Genomic DNA, 25758 nt, shown 5'->3' on the forward strand with positions numbered 1-25758 from the left:
AGAAAATAAAATGGTGTGGACATTGTAATGTACTTAAGGGCCACCTCCTACTTTATTAGCCCTTTTTTATGAAAATAGGTTCCAGTCTAATAGAAACTAGTTATTGGTCCATGTCTAAAATTAGTAAGATGCGTACACTGAACTATATTTATAGGGAGGTGTACGCATTGAGTTGTCCAGACGATAAAAAGTGTCATAAGAAAAAAGTCGCCACTGTATTTCCTTCGAAAAGAAAAAGAAAAGAACATCGTCGAAAAGTTATTAAGAAGATTGTAAAAGTCACTTGTCCTCCACCAGAAGTGAATGTTACTACACCGACAGTCGTTGGTGCTACAGGACCGCAAGGGCCGCAAGGAGCACAAGGACTCCAAGGAATACAAGGGGCCCAAGGCGTTCCCGGAGCTCAAGGAGCACGAGGACTCCAAGGAGCTGAAGGACCTCCAGGACCCGCCGGCGGACCTCCAGGACCCCAAGGACCTCAAGGTGAACCAGGGCCAGCGGGAGCGATTGGTCCACAGGGTGTAGCGGGACCCGTTGGTCCTCAGGGTGCCCAAGGCGTGCCGGGTGCCCAAGGAGTTGTAGGTCCTCAGGGATCGCAAGGTTTACCTGGTCCTGCAGGAGCTATAGGACCACAAGGTTTTGTAGGAGCACCGGGAGCACCGGGAGCAACAGGAGCAACAGGAGCACCAGGAGCGCCAGGAGCGCCAGGAGCACCAGGAGTAGCTGGAGCAACCGGAGCACCGGGAGCGGCCGGAGCACCGGGAGCAGCAGGAGCACCGGGAGCAACCGGAGCGCCGGGAGCAGCTGGAGCACCGGGGGCAACCGGAGCACCAGGAGGTGTATTAGGTTTTGCTGATTTTTTTGCCCTAATGCCTCCTGATAATGCAGCAACTGTAGCACCGGGCACAGACGTAAGTTTTCCTCAAAACGGACCTACCAGCGGGACGACAATTGCACGAACGGGTCCTAGTTCTTTTAATTTAGCAGCAATAGGGACTTATCAGGTGTTGTTTCAGGTTAGTGTAACCGAAGCAGGACAACTCATCTTGACTCTTAATGGCGCGGATCTCGCCTATACTGTAGTTGGACGCGCAACAGGTACATCACAAATCGTAGAAATGGCTATAGTGCAAACAACGGTTATTAACACCATCCTGACCGTTCGGAATCCTGCTGGTAACTCTACTGCACTTACTATTACTCCTCTCGCTGGAGGAACAAGATCTGTTTCAGCACATCTCGTTATTACACAATTAGCGTAATAAGGTGTATTTCGTATAGATAAGTTGGTCACCTTAATATTGGTGATTTTACTTATGATTATTGTAAAGAGGAGGACGAACGAAGGTCCTCCTCTTTATTCAGAGTATTTACTATTAACATTCTATTGTTTTTCTATCGTCTAACGACTTGAAATTAATCATCTATTTATGTGAATTCTTTTGATTCTATCTTAAGATGCCATATCGCTTTCCTCATGATACAATAAAAGATAAGTTTATAAGGATGAGGTGACTTTAGTTGAAGTATGATTTCGATCGCGTAATTGACCGCCGTAATACTAGCTCTTACAAATGGGACCAATCCGAGAAGTTGTTTGGTGAGAAGGATATTATGCCGCTTTGGGTGGCAGACATGGATTTTGAAAGTCCTCCCGCAGTGAAGGAAGCCATTCTGCGCCGCGCAGAACAAGGAGTTTACGGTTACAGTGTACCTAGTGATACTTATAAAGAAGCCATCACGTCATGGTTTAAAAGACGGCATGATTGGCAGATCAAACCGGAGTGGATTTCAGATTCTCCCGGAATTGTAACTTCCTTAAGCCTCTCTGTTGAACTTTTTACTGAGCCTGGGGACGAGGTTATTTTACAATCGCCAGTTTATTATCCCTTCTATGATGTCATCCAGATGAATGACCGGAAGGTTGCCAAGAATCCGCTTATCGTCCGTAATGGGCGCTTTGAGATGGATTATGAGCAGTTGGAAGGGCTGATGTTGGGTGGAGCTAAGCTGCTGCTGTTATGCAGTCCGCATAATCCAGGCGGTAGAGTATGGGAAAGAGAAGAACTGTTGAAGCTCGGTGAACTGTGCTTGCGCCACGGAGTGACAGTTATCTCTGATGAGATCCATTGTGATTTGGCGCTTCCAGGGTATGAGCATATTCCTTTTGCATCTTTGTCTGAGGAAATTGCCAATATTACGTTAACCACACTTGCCGCGACCAAAACCTTCAATCTTCCGGGGCTTCAATCCTCTTTTATCGTGTCCTCGAATCCGGAATTGAAACGTAAATTTGATCAAAAAATGAAAGCCTTGAGCTTACATATGGCTAGTTTCTTCGCGCAAGGAGCAGTACAAGCCGCTTACAACGACGGAGAAGAATGGCTGGATGAGCTGTTACAATATGTATCAGATAATGTGGATTATACTATTAGCTATTTGTCGGAGCATTTACCACAGGTTCATGTGATGCAGCCGCAAGGAACCTACCTGTTATGGGTAGATTGCCGCGAACTGAACTTGGAAATAGACGGTCTGAAGCAGCTGATGCACAAAGAGGCTAAAGTTGCTTTTAATGAAGGTTCTGTTTTTGGAACAGAGGGCAAAGGCCATCTGCGGATCAATCTGGCTTGTCCGAGATCTACGTTAGTTGAGGCATTGGAACGCTTTTGCAAGGCAGCCGCAGCTTATACAAAGAAATAAACGGTGATTACTGAAGCTTGATGATTCCGCTAATGGGGTCGTTAAGCTTCTTTATTTTGCAATAGGGTAAAAAGAATAATAAAATGGAGTCCATTACGACAAGCAGGAGGACTGCAAATGAAATGGGTAGCCCAGCTTCCGTATTATAAGATACAACGAGAAATTAGGGATGGAGAACAACGAAGTGTTGCTTCCAATCGGCTAATGTATCTATATCAAGATAGAATTGTAACTCGTCATCGGGAATTCCCGCTAAAAGATATTTTCGATATGTCTTATCGTTCAATGGGGGATATGGGCGGCATGTTCTATCTGCACACGAGTAAGGGTGTGTATGCTTATTTGATAGAGTGTGATCCCGAGCGGTTTATTGAAGCCTTTAAAGAACAGGAATTGAATAAGAATTGAGCGATCCTCGTTGGCCGTGATATGATAACTTTTATGAAAAAAGCATAATGGGAGAGAACATAAATGAGCAAAACACGAATTATTATTGATGCAGACACAGGTATTGACGATGCACTGGCGATTCTATATGCCTTACGCGCTCCAAACGTAATTGTAGAAGGAATTACAACCGTTTTTGGGAATATTGATGTCGAAAAGGCGGCGGACAATTCACTGCGGCTAATTGAGCTTGCTAAGCCTGGTTATGAGATTCCTGTAGCGATCGGAGCATCCAAGGCACTTGTTCGTGAGCACTCAGGCTACGCCACTCATGTGCATGGTGAGAACGGTATTGGTAATGTGGAAATTGCTCCAGCCAGCCAGCGTCCCATTAGCGAAACTGCATCTGAGTTTATTGTTCGGATGGCTAATGAGAATCCCGGAGAGATTGTATTAGTCACACTGGCACATCTAACTAACCTTTCTATGGCGCTTGACATGGACCCTGGTATTAAGAATACTTTGAAAAAAGTAGTGGTGATGGGCGGTACGATCTTCAATCCCGGCAATAGAACACCGGTTGCGGAAGCGAATATTGCTGGGGATCCGGAAGCTGCTGATCATGTATTTACATCTGGACTTCCTGTTATGATGGTGGGTCTAGACGTTACGCTTAAGACGCGGATTACCCAAGAGCATATCGATTTATTAAACCGTTTTGGACGTGAAGAAAATAAAGCGATCATTTCGTTCATGGAACAATCGCTTACTCATTATTTTAATTTCTATCGTGAAGCGAACTTTTTGATCAACAGCGCACCGCTGCATGATCCACTCGCACTTATGGTTGCGCTGCAACCAGATCTAGTAACCTACAAAGAGATGAATGTTCGTGTGGAGCACAAAGGTGAGTTTACATCGGGAATGGTCGTAGCGGACTTGCGGGCTCAGCCAAAAGTAGGTAAACCTATACAAGTTGCAGTGGATGTAGATGTTGAACGAGCAGTGGGAACCTTTTTGAGCGTGTTTATGTAATTTTGCCGACCTCTTCTAATATGAAAAATAATTTCGAAGCTCATAGATGACAATCTATTAATTTTACAATTGGATAATCTTTGGTAAAATGGTAGAGGACATATAAGAGTTTACAAGATTAGACTTCATATCATAGAAGAGGGAGACTTATCATTCATGAACAAGCGAATCGGTAAATTAGTATTATGTTTGGCTATTTCGCTAGGAGGCACCACGGCTTTATTCCACAATACCACACAGGCAGCCACAGCTGGTGGAGTTAGTATTGTGCTGGATGGTTATCCACTACCCTTTCCAGTAGAACCTGTTGTGATGAGCGGAACAACGATGGTGCCATTCCGAGCTATATCTGAAGCTTTGGGAATTAATGTCGAGTGGAATCAAGCGCAGAAGAAAATTACGGCTACCAAAACAGATACTGCAGGGACCAAAGTGGTAACCCTGACCCTTGGCAGCAAAAATGCAGGTGTTAACGGCGCGGTTGTGAAGTTAGGAGTTGCTCCGCAGACGATCCGGGATACAACGATGATTCCCCTTAGCTTCTTCGGCCAGCAGTTTGGTGCGGGTGTAGCTTGGAATCAATCTACGAAGACCGTATCTATTACTTCGCCGAAGACTGAGCTGTACACTCTTGGTTTCTATGCTCTGAGTTCTTATAGTGAGATTTCCTTACTTCCTAATTTTGATGCTGTGGCCTTTGGTTGGAGTGGGATTGATAAAAGCGGGCAATTCACCACAACGGGGACTGATTTCAAATGGCCTCAAGCGGCTGGTGACGTAACGCCAGAATCGATTGTCACGAATGCAGCGGCAGGTGGAACAGCTCCTTATCTGATGGTCTTCTCTGGAGATACCGCATCAGAGTTAACTAAGAACCTGGAAGATAAGCAGCTTCAAGAACAGACGATTACTGGAATCGTAGATCTTGCAACGCAAAAAGGATTCCAAGGCATTACCCTGGATCTGGAGGGCCTAGGTCTAACAGGTGATAAGGCGAAGGTGCAAGCAGATTACAATGCTTTTGTTAAAAACCTATCACAAAAAGCACATGCAGCAGGACTTAAACTTACCGTTATTCTTCATCCATTAAATAGTTCTTATAAAGGATATGATTACAAAACTTTAGGAACACTTGCAGATGATTTGGTCATTATGGCGTACGATTATTTACAAGAGAAAAAAGTTCCAGAGCCGATGAGTTTAGTTGATGAAGGCATCCGGCTTGCGCTTCAGCAAGTGAGTAAGGATAAGCTGATCCTCGGGATCTCTGTGTATAGCGAAAACGAATCTTCAGTGAATTCGAAGGTAGGACTTGCTAAACGTTATGGTCTTAAAGGAATTGCGATCTGGCGTTTAGGTCTGATCGGACAGCCTGTCTGGAACGAAATGGGTAAGTCAGTAGAGCTGTAAGTGGAATTTGTATTGACAGGGAATAATTTCTAAATATATACTAGGTCAAAATACAATACGGAATAAACGTAATGATTGGGAGTATTAAGGAATAACTACTGCCCAGAGAGCTGCCGGTTGGTGCAAGACAGCGGAGTAGGTTCCCCAACTCACCCATGAGCGGTAAGATCGAACCTCAGTAGATCTTAACGGCTAACCCTCCGTAATCGGGTTCTAAGATTCGTTGTTTATTATAAGCAATACGCAACGATCAAAAAGAGTGGTACCGCGAAGGTTAAACCTATCGCCTCTTTGGAGGCGATAGGTTTTTTCTGTTCTCTACAGTAAAAAATACAATTGAAGGTCGGTGTTTTGGTAATGGGCAATATTATTGAATATTACTCCCAATTTGATGAGTGGGGAAGATTGGATAGGGAGCCGCTGGAGTTCATCATTAATCTGCATTATATAAAACAGTATTTAACTACCGCACAATCTATACTGGATAATGGTGCTGGGCCCGGTAAATATGCCATGGAGCTGGCGAAGCTGGGCTATAACGTAACGTTATCGGATCTTACCCCTAAGTTAGTTGAAATAGCTCAGCAGAAGGTTAATGAATTAGGATTAACTGAGCAATTTAAAGGTTTTCATGTGCTGAATGCAACTAGTTTAGAGGGAGTATCTGACGAAAGCTTTGATGCTTCTCTGATGTTAGGCCCTTTATATCATTTGCAAGAAGAAGAGGATCGGATTTTAGCAGTTAAGGAATTGTTTCGTGTGACAAGGAAGAATGGCATCGTATTTGTAGCCTTTCAAAGTCGGATGAGAATGACTCTTACATCCTTACAGTTCCCACAACATTGGAAGCCTAATGACAACATGGATTCAATACAAGAGTTTTATGATAGCGGGATTTTTAATCATAAAGATGAAGGTAGGTTTACGGGAGCTTATTACTTCAATATTGAGGATATAAAACCTTTCATGGAGGAGAATGGATTTCGAACCATTGATTTAATTGGTTCTTCTAGCCTCGGAGCATTACTGACAAATGAGCAGAAACAATACTGGACAGACCGGGGTGAGCATGAGGAGCTCTTTGAATTTCTCATTAACGCAGCAAAGGATCCATCCATTTTGGGGATTTCCTCTCATCTGTTGTATATAGGGCGAAGAAAATAAATAAGGAAAAATCATTTTATCATCACGGGATTGAGGTAGGTCTAGTGAACAATGATTACAGGGTGCGTATTCAGACGGTTCTTCATTTTATCGAGGACAACTTAGATCAAGAGATAAATCTAGAAACGCTAGCTGAAGTTTCTAATTTTTCTAAGTATCATTTTTCTAGAGTTTTTTCTGCAATTACAAATAAAACACCAATGACCTATCTGACGGAAAGACGTCTACATCACGCGGTTACCTATCTTGAAACAACCAATAAAACCATGCTAGATATCTCAATTCTATGCGGTTTTAGTTCCATCTCAAGTTTTAATTCATCCTTTAGGAAACTGTTTAAGACAACCCCAAGCGAGATGAGAAGGTCAATGCAAGAACATAGCAATTATCAGTTAATGTCCAGCAATAATCAGGAAGAATTGTCTCCTTCTAAAAATTATGATGTGAGTATCAACATAAATAATAATTTTTTAAGGAGAGTATGGGAAATGAACATTGAGGTAAAAGAACTTCCAAGTTATCAAGTGGCATACGTAAGGCATGTTGGCAGCTATCTTGAAACGTATAAGGCATGGGGAACACTCAGCAAGTGGGTTGAGAAAAATGATTTACCCTCAACAGAATACTTCATTGGTATTTCTTTAGATGATCCCAGCGTGACTGACGAATACTCTTGTAGATATGATGCCTGCATAACCATTCCAGAAGAGTTTGTTAAAGAGGGTGATTCGAGCGTAGAGTTCAAAACTTTATCTGGTGGTCTTTATGCCTTATATCCGTTTTATGATACGATCGACAAATTGGCTATTGCCTATCAAAGTGTGTACGGTCAATGGCTACCTAATAGTGATTATGAACCGGATGATCGGTATGCGCTCGAATTTTGTATGAATGATCCATATACAGACCCTGAAGGTAAAGCAAAAGTTGATCTTTATATCCCTATAAAAAGTGTCGGTGGACATTAAAAACAAACTCTACTACTCGATTACAGTTCCATTCTCGATGGACGAAATGGTAGTAAAGCCCATAACCCCAGGTTTTATAGGTTTCACCAGTTTGAAGATAACCTGTAACATATATGCCTGAATGCGTATCGGTTTATCCATCACTCCACGAGGCTTCCGGACTCGGATGACGTTATTTGTATGTTATCAGCTATCAAAACATGATTTCGGACTCCGCTGACGCTATTCATTGCAAAAGGCACTTATTGGGCGTTTTTTCGGTCAATAGGTGCACTGGAGTCCGTTACAGGTTACTACGCGTATCTGAAAGTGATTACGCATGCGCTTCCGACTACGATTATGGTGAAAATTTGAGTGTTGTTCAATGGACTCGTTTATCAAGTGAGATCATAGAAATCTGGAAATAAGCAGCGGCAGATCAGTATTCGTTAATCAAACCGTACACTCGAATGTTATAAAACTCACATTAACCTAAGCTATAAACCTATATAATCTCTAAGGTTGAACTTTTGAACTAAATTCATTATTTTTCAGGAGGACTTTAGAGTATGAGATATAAAGCATTAGAGCTCGACAAACCGCTTACTTATGAGCTGGAAGGGTTAGAAATAGGGGTAACTTCGAACTGTAATTTCCGCTGCGATTATTGCTGTGCATATAATAGAAATGATGGACAAAGCATCAAAGCCAAAGAGGTCATCCGCATTCTGGACGAACTTCCAGGCCTTAAAAGAGTACGTTTATCAGGTGGAGAAGTGACGCTGAAGTTCGATGACTGTGTGGAAATTGTAACCTACTGCGCATCCAGAGGGATTCAGACACAACTGAATTCCAACGGCAGTCTTTTAAATGCTGAACGAATTGGCCAATTGGTTTCCGCAGGATTAACGACCATACATATTTCCTTCAATTTTACTACTGCGGAAGCTTTCTCAAAATATTATAATATTCATCCAAGCATTTATGAGAAAATAAGAGAAAATATTACCCTGTTCGCCGCAACAAGTGTAGATACTGTGCTGGAGACGCTGCTGTTCAGTGAAACCCAGGATAATATGAAGGAGATCAGCGATCATGTCTACGCAATGGGCGTGCGCACACATGAAATTCAGAACAGTATTATCATGGATCATACAGGGTGGAAGTCGATTGCTGCGCGGGAACAATTAAAGAATGCAGTGAGTGAGCTGATCGCACGGAAGAAAGAAGATACGATTCTGTATTTCACCTGCATGGACCGCTTTATGGACGCCCTTGGGTTCGAAGAGCAGCCGGGTGTGTATTTTCCTCACTGTATAGAGGGGAAGAAGCAGCTTCATTTGCATGGAAATGGCGACATTTTGATTTCAGAGCTTTGCCATCCGGTGATTATCGGCAACATTTATCAAGGAACTTCACTAAAAGATTTATACAATAATATGCCAGCGCCATTGGCACAGTTTTTGGATAAGCAACCTTGCCCAGCGCTGGATGCATTGTTTCCACAAGGCATAGAAGTTTAACACTCTATATAGATTACTTCGAGGGACCAATTTAAGAATTGGTTCCTATTTTTTATGGTAGACTTAATAAAAAACACAGATAAGGAATGTATGAGCTTCATACATAAGGTGTACTGCCAAGTGTTTGCTAATATAAGAAATGGACTTATCAAATCTAATGTTGTTCTAGAAAAGATTATGCCGTTATTAACACCCACAGCCATCGTGGTCGGTGTGCTTAACGAAAGCAGACTGCTGCCGTTCACAGGTCTCGTGCCCTGGATTTTCGCTGTAATGACGCTGATCGGTAGCTTGAAGTCCAACCTAAAGGACCTGCTAGGGGTACTTCTGAAACCCCAGAAGCTGATTATTCTAATGGTAATTTTACATATTGTAATGCCGCTGATCGGCTGGCTTGCAGCCATGGCTTTTTTTCCGGGAGATCCATATACAGTGACTGGTTATGTATTGCTGTTCGCGATTCCTACAGGTGTTGTAAGTGTGGTATGGGTGTCGATGTACGGAGGAAATATTGCATTGACATTAGCCCTTATTCTGATTGATACGCTCTTGTCGCCAATTGTTGTCCCGGGTACCTTATATTTGCTGATGGGAGCGAGTGTGGAAATTCAGCTAGGTGATATGATGAAAGGGCTGCTATGGATGGTAGTCATTCCTTCTGTAGTTGGGATGCTGCTGAATCAATGGACAAAAGGGAAAGTCAATACGGTATGTGGACCGCCGCTTGCTCCATTTGTTAAAGTCGGATTATTTGTAGTTGTTTCTATTAATGGGGCCAGCATTGCCCGTTATCTGAAACATCCGGATGGCAAATTAGCGATCATAATTGGAGTGACCTTCATAACCGTTGTGCTTGGCTATGTAATCGGAGCTTTGGTGTCACGCCGTTTCCGCTTTAGTTATGAAGATTCCGTGGCGGTGCAGTTTAATTCGGGTATGCGGAATTTAAGTGCGGGAGCTGTATTAGCAGTGAAATATTTTCCTCCTGCTGTCGCGCTTCCAGTAATTTCGGGGATGTTGTTCCAACAAATACTCGCTGCGATGTCTGGTCTATTTTTACGTAGTAGAACTAAACGACTGTTAAGTGAGGGTGCATTAATGCAAGTGAATACTGCCTCTCAGATAGAACCCTCTGCTTCTTCTAGGACAGATGATAGGTCTTGTTAGCCGGTTTGTGAAGGATATATGACCTAAAAGCTGTGATATTTTATTCATTTACATGAAAATTTTCGACATTTTATGATATATTTCTTATTTTTGCGCGATTTATATTCACTATTCAACTTTGCCACCCGATAGTAATTGTATTATTTACAATTTCATTGTTCGCAAATGAACAAGGAGTCGGAAGGATGAAAAGAATATGAAGATTCGCCTAAAGTTATCACTTGTTATGATAGGTGTGACCCTTTTATGTATTTCTGTAATGGGGATATTTACGTATTTGAAATCAACTCAGGCGATTGTGAATCTTACTGAGAATTCTATGAAGCAGGTCAATACGAACAAAGCTCAGACCATATCAGCCATGATAGCAAAAGAGCAGAGAAGCACAGAGCTTATTGCGAGCCGCTCGGAAATTGTTGATCTACTGCTGCAAGCTGGGAATGGTGGAGTTAGCAAAGGTGATAAGCTTCAGAATGAGGTGAACGCCAGTCTTCAAAGCATTGTGGAGGAAGCAGGGAACCTTGAGCACATTCTTGTCAGTGATATGAAAGGTATTAGTGTGGCTGACAGTGATACTAAGCTTATAGGGACAGATTTTAGTGAAAGAGATTATACGAAAAGAGTAATGGAGACGGCTGAGCCTGTGATCAGTGAAACGCTGAAATCAAAATCTACAGGAGCTTATGTAGTGGCTTTTGTACAGCCCGTAAAGAGTAATGGAAAGATGATTGGATTTATTGCTTCAGCTGTTTCCGCAGATAGTATGATTAAGTATTTGGCCGATACCAAAGTGGTAAACACGACGAGCTCTTACGCTTATTTACTGGATGAGAACGGCAATAAATTATATTATCCGGATAAAACACAAATTGGTCAGCCTATTGAGAATACGCAGATCGCAGCTGTTATGGAGCGTGTGAAATCTGGTGAGAAGGTAGCGGATGGCCTGCTAAATAATACATATAATGGTGTGGAAAAAAAATCTACCTATACAGTTTTGCCTGAGACGCACTGGTTGCTTGTATTAACCGCAGACCTTGATGAAATCGTGAAACCTGTCACTGATATGAGAAATTTCAACTTATTTCTTGGTGTGGGAAGTTTGATTATTGCCTTGCTGATTGCTCTTTATTTTGCTAAAAAAATCTCTTCTCCGATTGTTAAACTAACGGACATGATTAATAAAACGGCAGAATTGAATTTGACGCATGACTCAGAGTATGAGTATTTGACTAAAAACAAAGATGAAACAGGGACGATCGCCAAAGCGATGTTCCGCACCCGGGCTACACTTCGTGAGATGGCTGGAAGCTTAATTACGATCTCGTCCAAAGTGCTTGAAAATGCAGAAACGCTGGAGAAGCTGTCTATAGATGTGCGGGAAAATGCCCACGATAATTCAGCGACTACGCAGCAGCTATCGGCAGGTATGGAAGAGACCGCAGCCTCCACAGAGGAAATGACAGCAGCAATTACTGAAATTGATAACAATGTATCCGGGATCACCAATAATGTGAAGGAAGGCGCTGCCGTTTCTAGACAAATTAGTGAGCGGGCGCTGACTCTCCAAGATGAGGCAACAGAATCTACGACGAATGCTAAACAAATTTATGAATCCGTGCGAATCGATATGGAAAAAGCGATTGAGCAGTCGAGCGCGATTGCAGAGATTAATGTACTGACAGATACGATTCTATCCATTGCCAGTCAGACCAATCTGCTGGCCCTGAATGCAGCTATAGAAGCGGCAAGAGCGGGTGAGGCAGGTAAAGGTTTTGCGGTTGTAGCTGGTGAGATTCGGAAGTTGGCTGAGAAATCGTCTAAGATTGCGGCTGGAATTCAAGGTGTGGTAACAGGTGTATATTCCTCTGTTGAATCCATGAAGGAGAATTCTGAGGCATTACTTTCTTTTATTGACCAGAATGTTCTAGCAGATTATGAACGATTAACTGAGGTAAGTCAGCAATACAACAGTGATGCTGCTACTGTAAATACGCTGTTAAAACAATTCGAGAGCGCAGCCGATCATTTGAGTATGGCCATATCAAGTATTAATGTTGCCGTTAATGAAGTAGCTGCTACAGTAAACGAAGGAGCTATAGGGATTCAGGATATCGCGGTGAAAACGGCGGATATCGTGGAAAAAACATTCCTGGAGGTTACTATGGCCGATGAAAATACTCAAAGTGCCAAAGAGCTTCAGGGGTTAGTAGATAAGTTTAAGATCTAAGGGTTTGAAAAGAATTAAGGGAATCCTTATCTCTTTTTCATAAAATATTAAGCTTGCAGGGTTATAGTACATGTATAACCTCCCTTATATATAGACTTTACCCCGCCGGTCGCCGGCGGGGTCTTTTTTTTATGCGAATCTTTCTAAAAGAATATCAGGCAGTAGTTTAGCCAGTAATAAGGTAGATGGCTTCATCTAATGGAACTATAACCTCTGTTTGTTCCTTCATATCCTTCAGCCGCACCTTATCCACACTGGATTCACTCTCGCCGATCAGAATAACGTAACGGATTTTTTTGGATGAGGCTGTGGCGAGTTGCTTTTTAAGTTTTCTTTTACCGGATACCAGAGTGGTTCGGATAGAACAGGCACGGAGCTCGGCGGCTGCAATTAAAGCCTGTGGGAGCGTCTCGCCAATCGGAATGACCATAACTTCTGCTGTCTTGTGCTCTTGGATAGGACGTTCTGCAAGGAGCGCCATGATAGACTCCATACCAAAAGATAAGCCAACCGTAGGATATTGAATATCCTCTCTGCCCACCAGCTGTCCGATGATAGCGTCATATCTGCCTCCACCACCCAAGCTTGAGGTAAAGGAGCCGGATGCATCAAAGATCTCGTAGACGGTTCCAGTGTAGAAAGAAAGCCCGCGGGACAAAAAAGGATCGAAACGACAAGTCTGTTGCAGCTGAATGTCTTGGAGCAGCTTTTGCAGGACAAGAACCTCCATCGCTCCCGGTTGTCCGGTAAGACTATATTTTTCGCATAACTGCTCAAAGCTTGGATTGTCCGTTTCGATAAGCTCTAGGATAGCAGTGATGGTTGTAGGTTTGATTTCCTTGCTGATCAATTCATTTTTCACGCCGCTGAGGGTGATTTTTTCTAATTTATCCAAGGTTAGCATAACGGACAGCTGGTCCTCAGCAGGTACACCAATCGATTCCAGAATCTCACCGAGAAAACGTCTGTTGTTCCATTTTAGGATGATCGGGATATCCAGCTTGCGAAAAGCTTCTGTGGCCAGCTGCATCAATTCAGCTTCCGCCTCAGGTCCTGAAATACCAACGACATCAACATCGCATTGCAGAAATTCACGCAGGCGCCCACGTTTCACGGGACCATCACGGAATACTTTTCCGATCTCATAACGCTTGAAGGGAAACTCTATTCCAGGATTTAAAGCGATCACTTTGGCAAAAGGGATGGTCAGATCATATCGTAAGCCCAGCTTGCGGTTGCCTTGATCGGTGAGTTGGTACATCTCCTTGAGAATTTCATCCCCACCTGCATATTTCGAGGTTAATAAATCCAGTTCATTTAATAATGTGGTGTCCATGGATTCAAAATCATAGAGTTCGAACAAATCCTGCAGCGTATTTTGAATGTTCTTTCTGAGCGCCTGCTCTTTTCCGAAGTAATCATAAGTTCCTTTAATGTTTTGCATCATTAGTAGCTCCTTTGAATTGGCATAGTTTAGAGAATAAAAAAACGCGCAGGACCTCATGGTCCTGCGCGTGATCTATGCCGCAGGGAGGCCAACGCGAGTAGCGTTAGCCTCCCTGAGAAATTCAGGGTTGCTAACGCTGTTTGTGATAATAATGAAGTTGATTCAGCATGATTGTTATGGTGTTCATCAGAATCAATTCCCTTCGACATTTTGATTACTGCCGATTATAGCGGATCATTTGGAGTCGTGCAAGTAAGAATTTGTTATAACGAAGATTTTTAGTAGGCGAATGGACAGGCAATCAGCTATAATAGGGCTTCGATATTTCATAGGCGAAGGGAGCTTGTTGACGATGAATCAACCTTTAATAATAGCCCGGGCGGAAGAATTTGTTAAAGAACAACTGGGACAAGATACTACGGGTCATGACTGGTGGCACACCCATCGGGTCCGCAGCACGGCATGTGAAATTGCTGAGATCGAGCGTGCGGATGTGTTTATCTGTACGATGGCAGCCTTGCTGCATGATGTTGCAGACGAGAAGCTTAATCCGTCAAAAGAAGCAGGTCTGCTTAAAGTCCACACTTGGCTCACGGCAAACCTTACAGAGGAGGAGCAAATTCGTCATATCATGCTGATCGTTGAAACGATGTCCTTTAGTGGTGGTGGAGGAGAACCTATGCAGACTCTGGAAGGTCAAGTGGTGCAGGATGCAGATCGACTAGATGCACTTGGCGCGATTGGCATTGCCAGAACCTTTATTTTCTCAGGTGCAAAGGGACGTCCGGCTTATGATCCAGAAGTGGCTCCACGCGAGGAGTCGCTGCAGAAGGAATACAGGGATTATAGCAAGGGGACGGCTGTGAATCATTTTTATGAGAAGCTGTTGAAACTAAAATTCTTAATGAATACGGCTTATGGACGCAAGTTAGCGGAAGAACGGCATGATTTCATGTTGAATTTTCTGGACCAGTTCTATAAGGAATGGAATCAAGGACGCCAATAACTGTTATAATGATAAGTATGCACAAGATGGAAGGATCGCGGAGTTTCCGCTTTAACCAGAACAATCGGCATAGAAGAGGTTGAACGATGAGTGAATTGCAATTTAGAGATTATGAGTTAGACGAAGAGATAATTAAAGCACTGGATGTTCTGAAATTTATGACACCTACGGAGGTACAGAGCAAGGTAATTCCTGTGGCTTTGCAGCAAAAGGATCTGATTGTGAAATCGCAAACAGGCAGTGGCAAGACCGGAGCTTATGGTATTCCGCTTTGCGATCTGGTGGATTGGGTGGAGAATAAGCCGCAGGCTTTGATTCTTACGCCAACTCGAGAGCTTGCGATGCAGGTGAAAGAGGATATTACGAACATCGGACGTTTTAAACGGATTAAGGCAGTTGCTCTTTTCGGCAAGCAGCCCTTTGCCCCCCAAAAGATAGAGCTTACGCAAAAAACACATGTTGTCGTAGGTACGCCTGGACGCGTATTTGACCATATTGAAAGAGGCACACTTCCGCTAAATCGAATCAAATATTTGATCATCGATGAAGCTGACGAAATGCTGAGCATGGGCTTTATTGAGCAGATCGAGAAGATCATCAAGCAGCTGCCCAAAGAACGAGTAACCATGTTATTCTCAGCTACCTTACCCGAAGTCATTAAGAATTTGTGCCGAAAATATATGAACGATCCAACGGATATCGAGATTCAGGCAAGTGGAATTACGACGGCTACGATTGAACATGCGTTGATTGAAGTGAGACAAGCTGCCAAATTCTCTTTGCTAAGCGATATCATAACGGTGGAGAATCCGGATAGCTGTATTATTTTTTGCCGTACGCAGGAGCAGGTGAATGCTGTATTCAGAGGACTGGCGGATCTGGAATATCCTTGTGATAAGATCCATGGGGGTATGGAGCAGGATGAGCGCTTTGAGGTCATGAATGCTTTTAAAAGAGGGCAATTCCGCTATTTAATCGCTACCGATGTGGCGGCTAGAGGGATTGATATCGAGAATATCACCCATGTGATTAATTACGATATTCCACTGGAAAAAGAAAGCTACGTGCATCGTACAGGCAGAACCGCGCGTGCAGGCAAGACGGGTAAAGCGATCACTTTTGTCACTCCGAATGAGCAGAAGTGGGTAACTGAAATTGAAAGCTATATTGGCTTCAGCATTCCGCATATGAAAGCTCCTTCGGACGACGCAGTTGCCTACGCAAAGGAAGCGTTCGAGCAGAAGATCAATAAGCAGCCTGTCCGCAAAAAGGACAAAAGCGAAAGCTTAAACAAAGAGATTATGAAGCTATACTTCAACGGCGGCAAGAAAAAGAAGCTAAGAGCCGTGGATTTTGTCGGCACAATAGCAAAGCTTGAAGGTATTTCCGCCGAAGATATCGGGATTATCTCGATTCAGGACAATGTGACCTACGTGGATATTTTGAACGGTAAAGGCGCAATGGTGCTGCAAGCGATGAGAGAGACCACCGTAAAGGGCAAGCAGCTGAAGGTTCATATTGCGAAAAAATAAATCAAGGATGACAGCTTATTGCTAAGCTCCTTGCAAATATGCCGCTACTGATGCGGTTTATAGGAAGAGGGAGTCGTGTTCACTACACGGCTCCTTCTTTAATTTGTTGTTTTATCTCAGCATTTCTATGTTTTCGTTGTGAAATTATAGAAATTAGAATATAACTTGTGAGAGGTGATAGATTGAAAGCTGAATCTAGAAGCACAAGGATGAAAGCAATCCTACAAGTTACCATTGTTATTTTCTTACATTTAATAATTATCTACCTTTTGGGAATGAAAACGGGGAAGTTGGAAGTAGAAGTAGTAAAACAAATGTTTATAATGTATGCAGCACCAATAATTCTTCTGAATGTGTCTTGCAAGATAGCTTTAAAGACGCAAAAGCTTAGGTACAACATTTCTTGGTTAGTTATTAGTATTGTTCCTAGCACGAGAATTCTATTTTATTTAAAAGAATTACAAGGAAAAGAGTCTAGAGGTTCAGGGGTTGTTGATTTAAGGTTTTTTGATATGAAGCCTGACTTTGATCAGATAAGTCTTATTTATTTTTTCCCTATAATATATTTAGGTATTCAACTAGTTTTGATTTTTTTACTATTGATCATGATAGTAACGAAAGAAAAATCAATAGCTGACTAGCATAATTTTCTTGTACATACTAGGAATGCCGAAATGAACGGTAGAACTCCCGTACAATGCGCTGATCCAGCTGGAAGTGGCGAAATGAACGGTATAACTCCCGTACAATGTGCTGATCCAGCTGGAAACGCCGAAATGAACGGTATAACTCCCGTACAATGAGCTGATCCAGCTGGAAGTGGCGAAATGAACGGTATAACTCCCGTACAATGCGCTGATCCAGCTGGAATCGCCGAAATGAACGGTAGAACTCCCGTACAATGAGCTGATCCAGCTGGAAGTGGCGAAATGAACGGTATAACTCCCGTACAATGAGCTGATCCAGCTGGAAATGGCGAAATGAACGGTAGAACTCCCGTACAATGAGCTGATCCAGCTGGAAGTGGCGAAATGAACGGTAGAAATCCCGTACAATGCGTTGATCCAGCTGGAAACGCCGAAATGAACGGTAGAACTCCCGTACATTCAGCCAGCATATTATGTAACCCAAGATACAACACCATAATGGTGTCGTCTCTTGGGTTTTTTCGACGCTAAACGGATCTGATAACGCAGATCCGTTCAGCTTAAGTAAAATAAGATCGAAAATAATTAATTTTAGTTCCATAAATGGAAACAAATGTGATATTATGGCGATATAGAGCCCATACTTCACGGATGACCTGCCTAGCTTGGTTCCTCCTGAGGATAGGCTCTGATTTTTTTATGAGGAAGGTGGTGTGGCCCGAGCGGTATCGGGGACAGGAAGAAACGAAGCAATAAGGTTCGAACCTAATTCAGAAGGGAGAATCGAAGCGATGAAAAAAGGAACTTTTTTGAAAGCGCTTAATTTTGTTTTGGTTTTATGTTTGCTTGTACCTGTGTATTGGGCTGCACCCGCACATGCGGAGAACACGCTTATTCAGCAAAGCGATTTTGAAGATGGTACTGTTCAGGGCTGGAGTGGACGTGGGGAAGTTGAGGTGCTTACGGCCAAAACAGATGCGGCACGCAGCGGCACATATGGCCTGGAGGTAAGCGGCCGAACAAAAACGTGGCATGGACCTTCACTGGATGTGACTAGCCAGCTAGAAGTGGGACAAACTTATGTGTTTATTGGATGGGTGAAGCTGCCTGCCGGATCATCTAACGCGAATATCTATATGTCATTGCAGCGGACATTACCTTCTACCATTCATTATGACAATTTGACCTTTGGTGCAGTGACAGCGAACGGTTGGGTGAAGCTTCAGGCGCAGTACAAGCTATTGGAGCCGGCAGATCAACTTTCTATTTATTTTGAAGTGCCGGGTAGCGCGACAACTTCTTTTTATTTGGATGATTTTCGATTGGAAAAGCTACCGGATCTCGGTCCAATTGTCATCGAGGATGCGATTCCTTCGCTGAAGGATGTGTTTGCAAACAAATTTCTGATCGGCTCGGCTTTTACGAATAGTGAGCTGCTGACAGCTCCGGATCGGCAATTGTTATCCAAGCATTTTGATAGTGTAACGCCAGGAAATGTTCTGAAATGGGACAGCACGGAGCCGCAGGAAGGTGTGTTTAATTTCGCTGACGCTGACACGGCAGTAGCTTTTGCTACCGCAAATGGGCAGCAGGTACGTGGACATACCCTGGTCTGGCATTCGCAGACACCGGATTGGGTGTTCCGTGACGCCAGTGGTAATTTGGTCTCCAAAACGGTGTTATATGAGCGGATGAAGAGTCATATTAAGACCGTTATGGAACGTTATAAAGGTGAAATCTATGCTTGGGATGTCGTCAACGAAGTGATTGACACTTCGCAATCTGATGGCATGCGCCGCAGCCTGTGGTACCAGATCGCGGGTGAAGAGTATATTGAGAAGGCGTTCCAGTTCGCTCATGAAGCTGATCCTAACGCAAAACTGTTCATCAATGACTACAATACGCATGAGCCAGCCAAAAGCCAAGCACTATACAATCTGATTGTACGACTTCAGGCTAAAGGGGTTCCTATTGACGGAGTAGGGCATCAAACGCACATCAGCTTGTATTATCCTTCGCTCTCTGAAATCGAAAATTCGATTATCAAGTTCAAGGCTTTAGGGCTGGAAACTCATATTACTGAGCTGGATATTAGTGTGTATTCTGATAATTCTCAAGCCTATGAGACCTTCCCTGATCATTTGAAGCAGCGCCAAGCGGCTTTATACAAATCATTATTTGAGATCTTCCTGAGGCACACGGATACGGTCACGAATGTCACTCTCTGGGGGAAGGATGACAGTAATACTTGGCTGCGCACTTATCCGGTAGCCCGCAACAATTGGCCTTTATTATTTGATGAGCGCCTTCAATCTAAGCCGGCCTACTGGTCCGTATTGGAGACAGTGGCAGCTCCCGTAGTTCCAGCTGCTCCTGCTAACTTGAATGCAGCTGCAGGCAATGGGCTCGTGAATCTTAGCTGGAGCACCTCGGCGGGCGCAACTTCCTATACGGTGAAACGGTCACTTACGAGTGGTGGCCCTTATACCACTCTGACTACGGCTACCGGGACGAGCTATAGCGATGCGGCCGTTAGCAACGGAACGACTTATTATTATGTTGTGAATGCTGTCAATAGTGCGGGTACGAGCAGCAATTCTGTACAAGCGATGGCTACACCGCAAGGCTCGGGGCCTGTCGAACCGGTCACCGGGCTTGCAGTGGCGTATCGGACAGCGGATACTAACCCAAATGACAACCAGATGAAGCCCTATTTTAATATTAAAAATAACGGCACAACTGCAGTCGATCTTAGCGAGCTGAGCATCCGTTACTGGTATACGATCGATGGAGACAAGGCGCAATCCTTTTTCTGCGATTATGCCCAGATCGGCAACAGCAAGGTAGCAGGCAGTTTTGTAAAGCTGGACACGCCTCGAACGGGAGCAGATTACTACTTGGAAGTACAATTCAACGCAGGTGCGGGCATGCTTGCAGCTGGAGGTGCTTCCGGGGATATTCAGACCCGGATACACAAGACAGATTGGAGCAATTTTAACGAGGCCAATGATTATTCGTTTAATTCACTTCAGACCGCTTATGCGGATTGGAACAAGGTGACCCTTTATCGGAACGGAGTGCTGGTATGGGGAACAGAGCCGCAATAGCGAAACTAGGGGAACTGAGCTTTAATTGTGCCGTTTTTAATTTTTAGGGAAAACCTCCCTGAAAATAGCTGATTTATGCTGGTTACTTAGCTTATCAGGGAAATCCTCCCTAAATATCGCCTGAATTCCACTATTATGAGCAAATTGGGGTGAATCTGCGGGAGGTTTTCCCTGATTGCAAGGATTAGAGCAATAAACCAAAGAAAATCAGGGAGGAATTCCTTAATCAAGCATCACGTTTGCTGCAAATAGAGGAGTTACGCGAAAAAGCAAGCCTAGTCGCCAAAAACATGGTGACTAGGCTTGCTTCATTTTTGCCCAGCTGTGGCAAATTACTTTTTAAAAGTTATATTGCGCCTGATGCAGACGGCTGTAAATTCCACCAGCATGGACTAATTCTTCATGTCTGCCTTGTTCAGCGATTCCTTCTTCATTCACGACCATAATCCGGTCGGCATTTTTGATCGTCGTCAAACGGTGAGCGATGACGAGTGTGGTTCTGCCTACGGATAGATCAGCCAGGGATTGCTGAATCGCGGCTTCGGTCTCTGTGTCCAGCGCGGAAGTAGCTTCATCCAGAATCAGAATCGGCGGATTCTTGAGGAACATGCGAGCGATAGCCAGGCGCTGCTTTTGTCCACCGGACAGCTTCACACCGCGCTCCCCGATGACTGTCTCCATTCCATCTGGCAGATTCTGAATGAGCTCCTCCAGATGAGCACGTCGCGCGGCTTCCCAGATTTCAGGCAGCTTTGCATCCAGTTTCCCATAGGCGATATTCTCGCGAATTGTCCCGGAGAACAGGAAAACATCCTGCTGCACGATCCCGATTTGTTTGCGCAGCGATTCCAGCTTCATGTCACGGATATCGATGCCATCAATCGTGATGGCCCCGGCTGTGACATCATAGAAGCGCGGAAGCAGGCTGCAGATTGTTGTTTTACCTGCGCCGGACGGTCCAACAAAGGCAATGGTTTCGCCAGCCTTTACGTTAAGGCTTATATTTTGCAGAACCGGACGATTCTCTTCGTATCCAAAAGATACATCCTGGAATGTAATATCACCGCGCAAAGCGTTGATCTCCACGGCATCCGGTTTGTCACTGATGTCAGGTTCCGTGTCAATGATCTCCAGATAACGTCTGAAGCCGGCAATTCCTTTAGGATAACTTTCGATCACTGCATTGATTTTCTCGATAGGGCGGAAGAAGATATTCGACAACAAGATAAACGCCACAAATTCACCGATTTGCAGCTCGCCATTGATGAAGAACCATGCGCCGCAGATCATCACCAGGATGGTAATGAGGCGGGTCATCATATAGCTGACGGACAAGCTTCTAGCCATGATTTTATAAGCCAGAAGTTTTGTTTTGCGGAACATTTGATTATCTACTGCGAATAGTTCTTGTTCATGCTGCTCATTGGCAAAAGATTGCACGACCCGAATCCCACCGACATTGTCTTCGATACGGGCATTGAAACTGCCTACATTTCCAAATAGCTGACGATAAGTGGAAGTCATATTGCGCCCGAAGTAGATGATTACCCAAGCCATAATTGGAACGATAATAAAAGTAATGATCGCCAGCTTCAGATTAATATCAGCCATTAGGAGAAAGGCTCCGACAAGGGTCATGATTGCAATAAATACATCCTCAGGACCGTGATGCGCAACTTCGCCGATATCATTTAAGTCATTGGTGATTCGTCCGATTAGATGGCCTGTTTTATTATTATCAAAGAATCGGAACGAGAGTTTCTGAATATGGTCAAACATTTTTTTGCGCATATCAGTTTCGATATTTATGCCCAGCATGTGACCCCAGTAAGTGACAATATACTGCATCACTGTATTTAAGGCGTAAATCGCCAGCAGCGCAACACAAGCGATAAGAATAAGCGGCCAATCTTGACCAGGAAGTAAATCATCAATAAATTTATTGACGGCTACCGGAAAAGCCAGTTCTAGCAGTCCCGCAAAAACAGCGCAGGAGAAATCCAATATAAATAGTTTTCTATACGGACGATAGTAGGAAAAAAACCTTCGAAGCATTCTGTTCACTCTTTTCTGTGGTTTAAATATGAGTCCAATTGAAATTAATTCTCAACTACCCGATGATATGGATACTAAAGATGGCCAGCGGTTTTGTCAATAATTCGGGTATAAAATTACTTAAGGGTTGTAACTTCTAATAGAATAGTAGATGATGGTTCATAGTGTTTAAATATTTCAGATCCTTGACAAGCTTTCTGCTTGGCGGGGTTATTTGTTTGTAATTTAGGAGGATACACGATGAAAGCATCACAACGCGAAGGACAGATTCAGAATAATAGCTTAATGGATAGCAAATATGATCGCTGGCTGCTTGTGCTGGGAATTATTTTTATCGCTGCAGCGCTGCGGGCTCCATTTACTTCTGTGGGTCCATTAATACAATTGATTCAGGATGACCTCGGCTTATCCAATACTTTAGCGGGAGCTATTACTACTTTACCATTATTAGCTTTTGCCATCTTGTCCCCGTTTGCTCCAAAGCTGGCCCGCCGTTTTGGTTTGGCTAATGTGTTATTAGTTGCCATGGTCATGCTGGCTATGGGAATTCTAATTCGCTCGGGATCTGGAGCAGGTCTGTTGTTCACAGGTACTGCTATACTTGGATTATCTATTGCCGTGTGTAATGTCCTGCTTCCAGGTCTTATTAAGGGGAAGTTTCCTCACAAAATCGGGCTAATGACAGGTATCTACACGGTTTCTATGAATTTATGCGCAGCTATTGCCTCAGGAATTAGTGTACCGCTGGCAACGAATGCTGGATTCGGTTGGAGAGGGACCTTGGCCATCTGGTTTATGATCGCAGCTCTAGCAACAGTGTTCTGGATTCCGCAAATGCGTAAGCTTAATCAAGGAACCGGCTCTAAGAGTGCAGCCTCAAGCAAAAATATGTGGCGTTCATCTCTTGCTTGGAAAGTCACGATCTTTATGGGCTTACAGTCACTGCTTTATTACGTCTTTATTGCCTGGTTTTCGGTTCTCCTCGGTGAACGGGGAATGTCGTCGAGTAATGCGGGTTGGTTTCTCTCGCTCATGCAATTGGCACAGCTACCCTTTACTTTCTTCGTACCGCTGTGGGCAGGCCGGATGAAAAACCAACGTATTCTAGTTATAATCACTGCTGTTCTTTATTTCATCGCATTAGGTGGCATCTGGCAAGGCAGCGGCGCTTTAATGGCTGTATGGGCGATATGCTTTGGTATTGCCGGGGGATTTGCCTTCGGTCTTGCGATGATGTTCTTCAGTCTAAGAACAAGAAGCACGCAAGAAGCGGCGGAGCTGTCAGGAATGGCCCAATCTGTGGGTTATGTACTGGCAGCAATGGGACCGGCATTATTCGGCTGGCTGCATGATGTAACGAACAGCTGGACGGTGCCATTGATTTTACTGCTGGGTGCAAGTGTGCTGTTGATGGTTGTCGGACTTGGTGCTGGCAGTGATCGGTACGTTGGAGATAGAAAATAGGATCCCGTGTAAAAAGAGTGTACTAACGCGTACTAAGCGCCAGTGCACTCTTTTTTTGATTATTGAACATGGGCAGTAATTCTCATCTATATTAGCTTCGTTTGTAAGCAACAACCCGGATTCTACGATAGTCCATTACCCAGCGGCCGTCCTGATATAGCGTGGGTTTCAGTTTCTGTTCCATAGAAGAGAGAACTTCTGCGCGTTCAATGGGTGTGAGCACACTTAAGATTCCATCGGCAAAAGTATTCAACCACCGCTGAAATCCTTGCTCCAAGCCTTCCAGTGGTGTTGGCCGGTCAAAACAAAGAGCGAGGTCCACGGTCAGTCCGTGCTTCTCTAGTAGAGTTGCGTACTCGCCAATGCTGGGGAAGTACCAGGGCAAATGCAGCTTATGACTACAGCCAATGGCTGCAAAAGCTTGTGGAAGTGTAGCGACGATGGAAGCAATATTGCCCAGTCCACCGAACTCGGCCACGAAACGGCCGCCTACCCGCAAGCTGGCAACGATGGACGCCGCCGCTCCGTTTGCGTCTGTTAGCCAGTGAAGGGCAGCGTTGCTGAACACAGCATCGACTGGCTGTTCCGCGACATAAGTTTGCCCATCAGCTAAGACAAAGCTTAGATGGGGATGTTTGTCACGGGCTGTCTGAATCATTTCGGCAGAGGCATCAATACCTGTCACAGTGGCGCCTCTAGCAGCAATGGCTGCCGCCAAATCTCCGGTTCCACAGCCCCAATCGATAATCTGTTCGCCAGGCTGTGGGCGAAGCAGCTTAATCAAAGACTCTCCAAACTGAGACACAAAGGCCATATCAGTATCATAGGTTTGGGTATTCCACTGCTGGTTCATAAGTATTCATCCTTTCTATTGATAGATTATTCAGACATCTCCGTCATAACGCCATACTTTATCTATGTTGTACCATATGAGATCTTATAATAGAAATATATAAACTGAATAATATTGATTGGTTGTGCCTATGAGGTCTATATATAGCCCAATTCAATAATACAAAAACCTTGCGTTTTATATGCAAAGGGAGTATAGTATTATGTACAGGCGGTTTTGGTCGCCAGTTACATAATACGCGGTCATGGCGGAATTGGCAGACGCGCTGGCTTCAGGTGCCAGTGGTAGCAATATCGTGGAGGTTCGAGTCCTCTTGACCGCATCATAGCTTAATAGAAAGCCCCTAAATTCGCTCCTATGGTGATTTGGGGGCTTTTTTATTTGCAATTATCATATAGCTAAATTAGCAATTATGTAGCTGAGCAGCAGTCATGTAGATCAATAGCATCCAACTGATGAATCTCAGCGTTCTCAAACAAATTAACGAAACTATCTCTAAATACAGTCACCGCCAGAGCGCATGGTGTTCTTTAGGTCCATAAACGGAACCTAGGTGAACGGTGTTAAACTAACGGACCGTATGGTCGTTATTATTGATATTTGGCACATTTTACAGGGGTTTCGGACTGCATAGCTCTTATTGCTAAGGAATCGTGTGAAAAGCGAGTGTTTGGAGACGAATACTGCATCTGAGTCCGAATGTAAGCTGAAACTCGCTATTTTTCAGAAATAGCGGCATCTCAGTCTCATACATCATAATGAGGAAGGAATAGTTGGCACGGTGGGAGTATCTAGCTGCTGAGTAGCGGTCATCCAGATGAGCGGCAGTCAAGTAGATGAATCAGTCTTGCATGCAAATAAATTAGTTTTCGTGCAAATAAACAGCGTCGATCTAATCAGCAGCATTCATGCGGAGACCATCCATCCGTCAAATAGCAACGCCCCCAAATCCGTCCTTAGCTAAGTGCTGGGCGGTTTTTTTGTTGCGCTCATAATCGCTGCGAAGAATAAAATGGGTGTTTTTGTATTGACAATTATATCGGCTTCCGTAATAATGGTATTACGGAAGCCGATATATCGA

At 43.9% G+C, this 25758-nt stretch carries 19 protein-coding genes, 1 tRNA gene and 1 other annotated feature; of the genes, 16 read left to right on the forward strand and 4 right to left on the reverse strand.

Annotated elements, in window-relative coordinates; all coding sequences use genetic code 11:
- Window positions 1-158: 158 nt before the first annotated feature.
- From PODO_RS09640 to PODO_RS09685, 10 genes are all read left to right on the forward strand, one after another.
- Window positions 159-1262: a collagen-like protein gene (locus tag PODO_RS09640; protein WP_244886502.1), complete on the forward strand. Its 1104-nt coding sequence runs from the start codon at window positions 159-161 to the stop codon at window positions 1260-1262.
- 259 nt (window positions 1263-1521) lie between these two features.
- Window positions 1522-2703, forward strand: a complete 1182-nt coding sequence (locus tag PODO_RS09645; protein ID WP_036679326.1) for a MalY/PatB family protein — start codon at window positions 1522-1524, stop codon at window positions 2701-2703.
- A gap of 117 nt (window positions 2704-2820) precedes the next feature.
- Entirely contained in the window at window positions 2821-3111 is a 291-nt protein-coding gene (locus PODO_RS09650; RefSeq protein WP_036679330.1) for a hypothetical protein, read from the forward strand.
- A gap of 63 nt (window positions 3112-3174) precedes the next feature.
- Window positions 3175-4125, forward strand: a complete 951-nt coding sequence (locus PODO_RS09655; RefSeq protein ID WP_036679333.1) for a nucleoside hydrolase — start codon at window positions 3175-3177, stop codon at window positions 4123-4125.
- Between the two features lie 156 nt (window positions 4126-4281).
- A complete protein-coding gene (locus tag PODO_RS09660; protein WP_036679335.1) occupies window positions 4282-5535 on the forward strand; it encodes a stalk domain-containing protein in 1254 nt (417 codons plus the stop codon).
- A gap of 62 nt (window positions 5536-5597) precedes the next feature.
- Window positions 5598-5829 (forward strand) — a binding site (T-box leader).
- A gap of 63 nt (window positions 5830-5892) precedes the next feature.
- The gene (locus PODO_RS09665; protein ID WP_036679449.1) at window positions 5893-6699 is read left to right on the forward strand and encodes a class I SAM-dependent methyltransferase; all 807 of its coding nucleotides are present in this window, start codon (window positions 5893-5895) and stop codon (window positions 6697-6699) included.
- Between the two features lie 44 nt (window positions 6700-6743).
- The gene (locus tag PODO_RS30505) at window positions 6744-7667 is read left to right on the forward strand and encodes an AraC family transcriptional regulator (RefSeq protein WP_080742455.1); all 924 of its coding nucleotides are present in this window, start codon (window positions 6744-6746) and stop codon (window positions 7665-7667) included.
- A gap of 548 nt (window positions 7668-8215) precedes the next feature.
- On the forward strand, window positions 8216-9169 hold the full coding sequence (locus PODO_RS09675; protein WP_038569765.1) for a radical SAM protein: 954 nt from the start codon (window positions 8216-8218) through the stop codon (window positions 9167-9169).
- 177 nt (window positions 9170-9346) lie between these two features.
- On the forward strand, window positions 9347-10336 hold the full coding sequence (locus PODO_RS09680) for a bile acid:sodium symporter family protein (RefSeq protein WP_052097453.1): 990 nt from the start codon (window positions 9347-9349) through the stop codon (window positions 10334-10336).
- 196 nt (window positions 10337-10532) lie between these two features.
- Window positions 10533-12566 carry a methyl-accepting chemotaxis protein gene (locus PODO_RS09685; RefSeq protein WP_038569767.1) on the forward strand — a complete coding sequence of 678 codons (2034 nt, stop codon included), beginning with the start codon at window positions 10533-10535 and terminating at the stop codon, window positions 12564-12566.
- A gap of 166 nt (window positions 12567-12732) precedes the next feature.
- On the opposite strand, the gene PODO_RS09690 is transcribed toward PODO_RS09685, so the two are convergent.
- Window positions 12733-14013 (reverse strand): histidine--tRNA ligase, encoded by a 1281-nt coding sequence (locus PODO_RS09690; protein ID WP_305953504.1) that lies wholly within the window; start codon window positions 14011-14013, stop codon window positions 12733-12735.
- 352 nt (window positions 14014-14365) lie between these two features.
- Between PODO_RS09690 and PODO_RS09695 the strand changes: the two genes are divergently transcribed.
- The 3 genes from PODO_RS09695 to PODO_RS09705 all read left to right on the forward strand — a co-directional run bounded on the left by PODO_RS09695 (window position 14366) and on the right by PODO_RS09705 (window position 17192).
- Window positions 14366-15019, forward strand: a complete 654-nt coding sequence (locus PODO_RS09695; protein WP_036679342.1) for an HD domain-containing protein — start codon at window positions 14366-14368, stop codon at window positions 15017-15019.
- A gap of 86 nt (window positions 15020-15105) precedes the next feature.
- On the forward strand, window positions 15106-16551 hold the full coding sequence (locus PODO_RS09700) for a DEAD/DEAH box helicase (protein WP_036679344.1): 1446 nt from the start codon (window positions 15106-15108) through the stop codon (window positions 16549-16551).
- 209 nt (window positions 16552-16760) lie between these two features.
- Window positions 16761-17192 carry a hypothetical protein gene (locus tag PODO_RS09705; protein ID WP_143760477.1) on the forward strand — a complete coding sequence of 144 codons (432 nt, stop codon included), beginning with the start codon at window positions 16761-16763 and terminating at the stop codon, window positions 17190-17192.
- A 19-nt stretch (window positions 17193-17211) separates the two neighbouring features.
- On the opposite strand, the gene PODO_RS09710 is transcribed toward PODO_RS09705, so the two are convergent.
- Window positions 17212-17799 (reverse strand): hypothetical protein, encoded by a 588-nt coding sequence (locus tag PODO_RS09710; protein WP_143758563.1) that lies wholly within the window; start codon window positions 17797-17799, stop codon window positions 17212-17214.
- Window positions 17800-17989: 190 nt separating this feature from the next.
- Here PODO_RS09710 and PODO_RS09715 point away from each other — a divergent pair, with 190 nt between their 5' ends.
- Window positions 17990-20305 (forward strand): endo-1,4-beta-xylanase, encoded by a 2316-nt coding sequence (locus PODO_RS09715; RefSeq protein ID WP_052096931.1) that lies wholly within the window; start codon window positions 17990-17992, stop codon window positions 20303-20305.
- Between the two features lie 339 nt (window positions 20306-20644).
- Here the strand turns inward: PODO_RS09715 and PODO_RS09720 are convergent, their stop codons facing one another.
- A complete protein-coding gene (locus PODO_RS09720) occupies window positions 20645-22360 on the reverse strand; it encodes an ABC transporter ATP-binding protein (RefSeq protein WP_036679350.1) in 1716 nt (571 codons plus the stop codon).
- A gap of 285 nt (window positions 22361-22645) precedes the next feature.
- Between PODO_RS09720 and PODO_RS09725 the strand changes: the two genes are divergently transcribed.
- A complete protein-coding gene (locus tag PODO_RS09725) occupies window positions 22646-23824 on the forward strand; it encodes a CynX/NimT family MFS transporter (protein ID WP_244886503.1) in 1179 nt (392 codons plus the stop codon).
- A gap of 91 nt (window positions 23825-23915) precedes the next feature.
- Here PODO_RS09725 and PODO_RS09730 read toward each other — a convergent pair whose 3' ends face one another.
- Complete coding sequence (locus PODO_RS09730) at window positions 23916-24677, reverse strand: methyltransferase domain-containing protein (protein WP_038569774.1); 762 nt, start codon at window positions 24675-24677, stop codon at window positions 23916-23918.
- A 238-nt stretch (window positions 24678-24915) separates the two neighbouring features.
- Here PODO_RS09730 and PODO_RS09735 point away from each other — a divergent pair.
- Window positions 24916-24999: transfer RNA gene (locus PODO_RS09735), tRNA-Leu, on the forward strand.
- Window positions 25000-25758 lie beyond the last annotated feature (759 nt).

It is taken from the genome of Paenibacillus odorifer, assembly GCF_000758725.1.
GTDB lineage: Bacteria > Bacillota > Bacilli > Paenibacillales > Paenibacillaceae > Paenibacillus_AQ > Paenibacillus_AQ odorifer.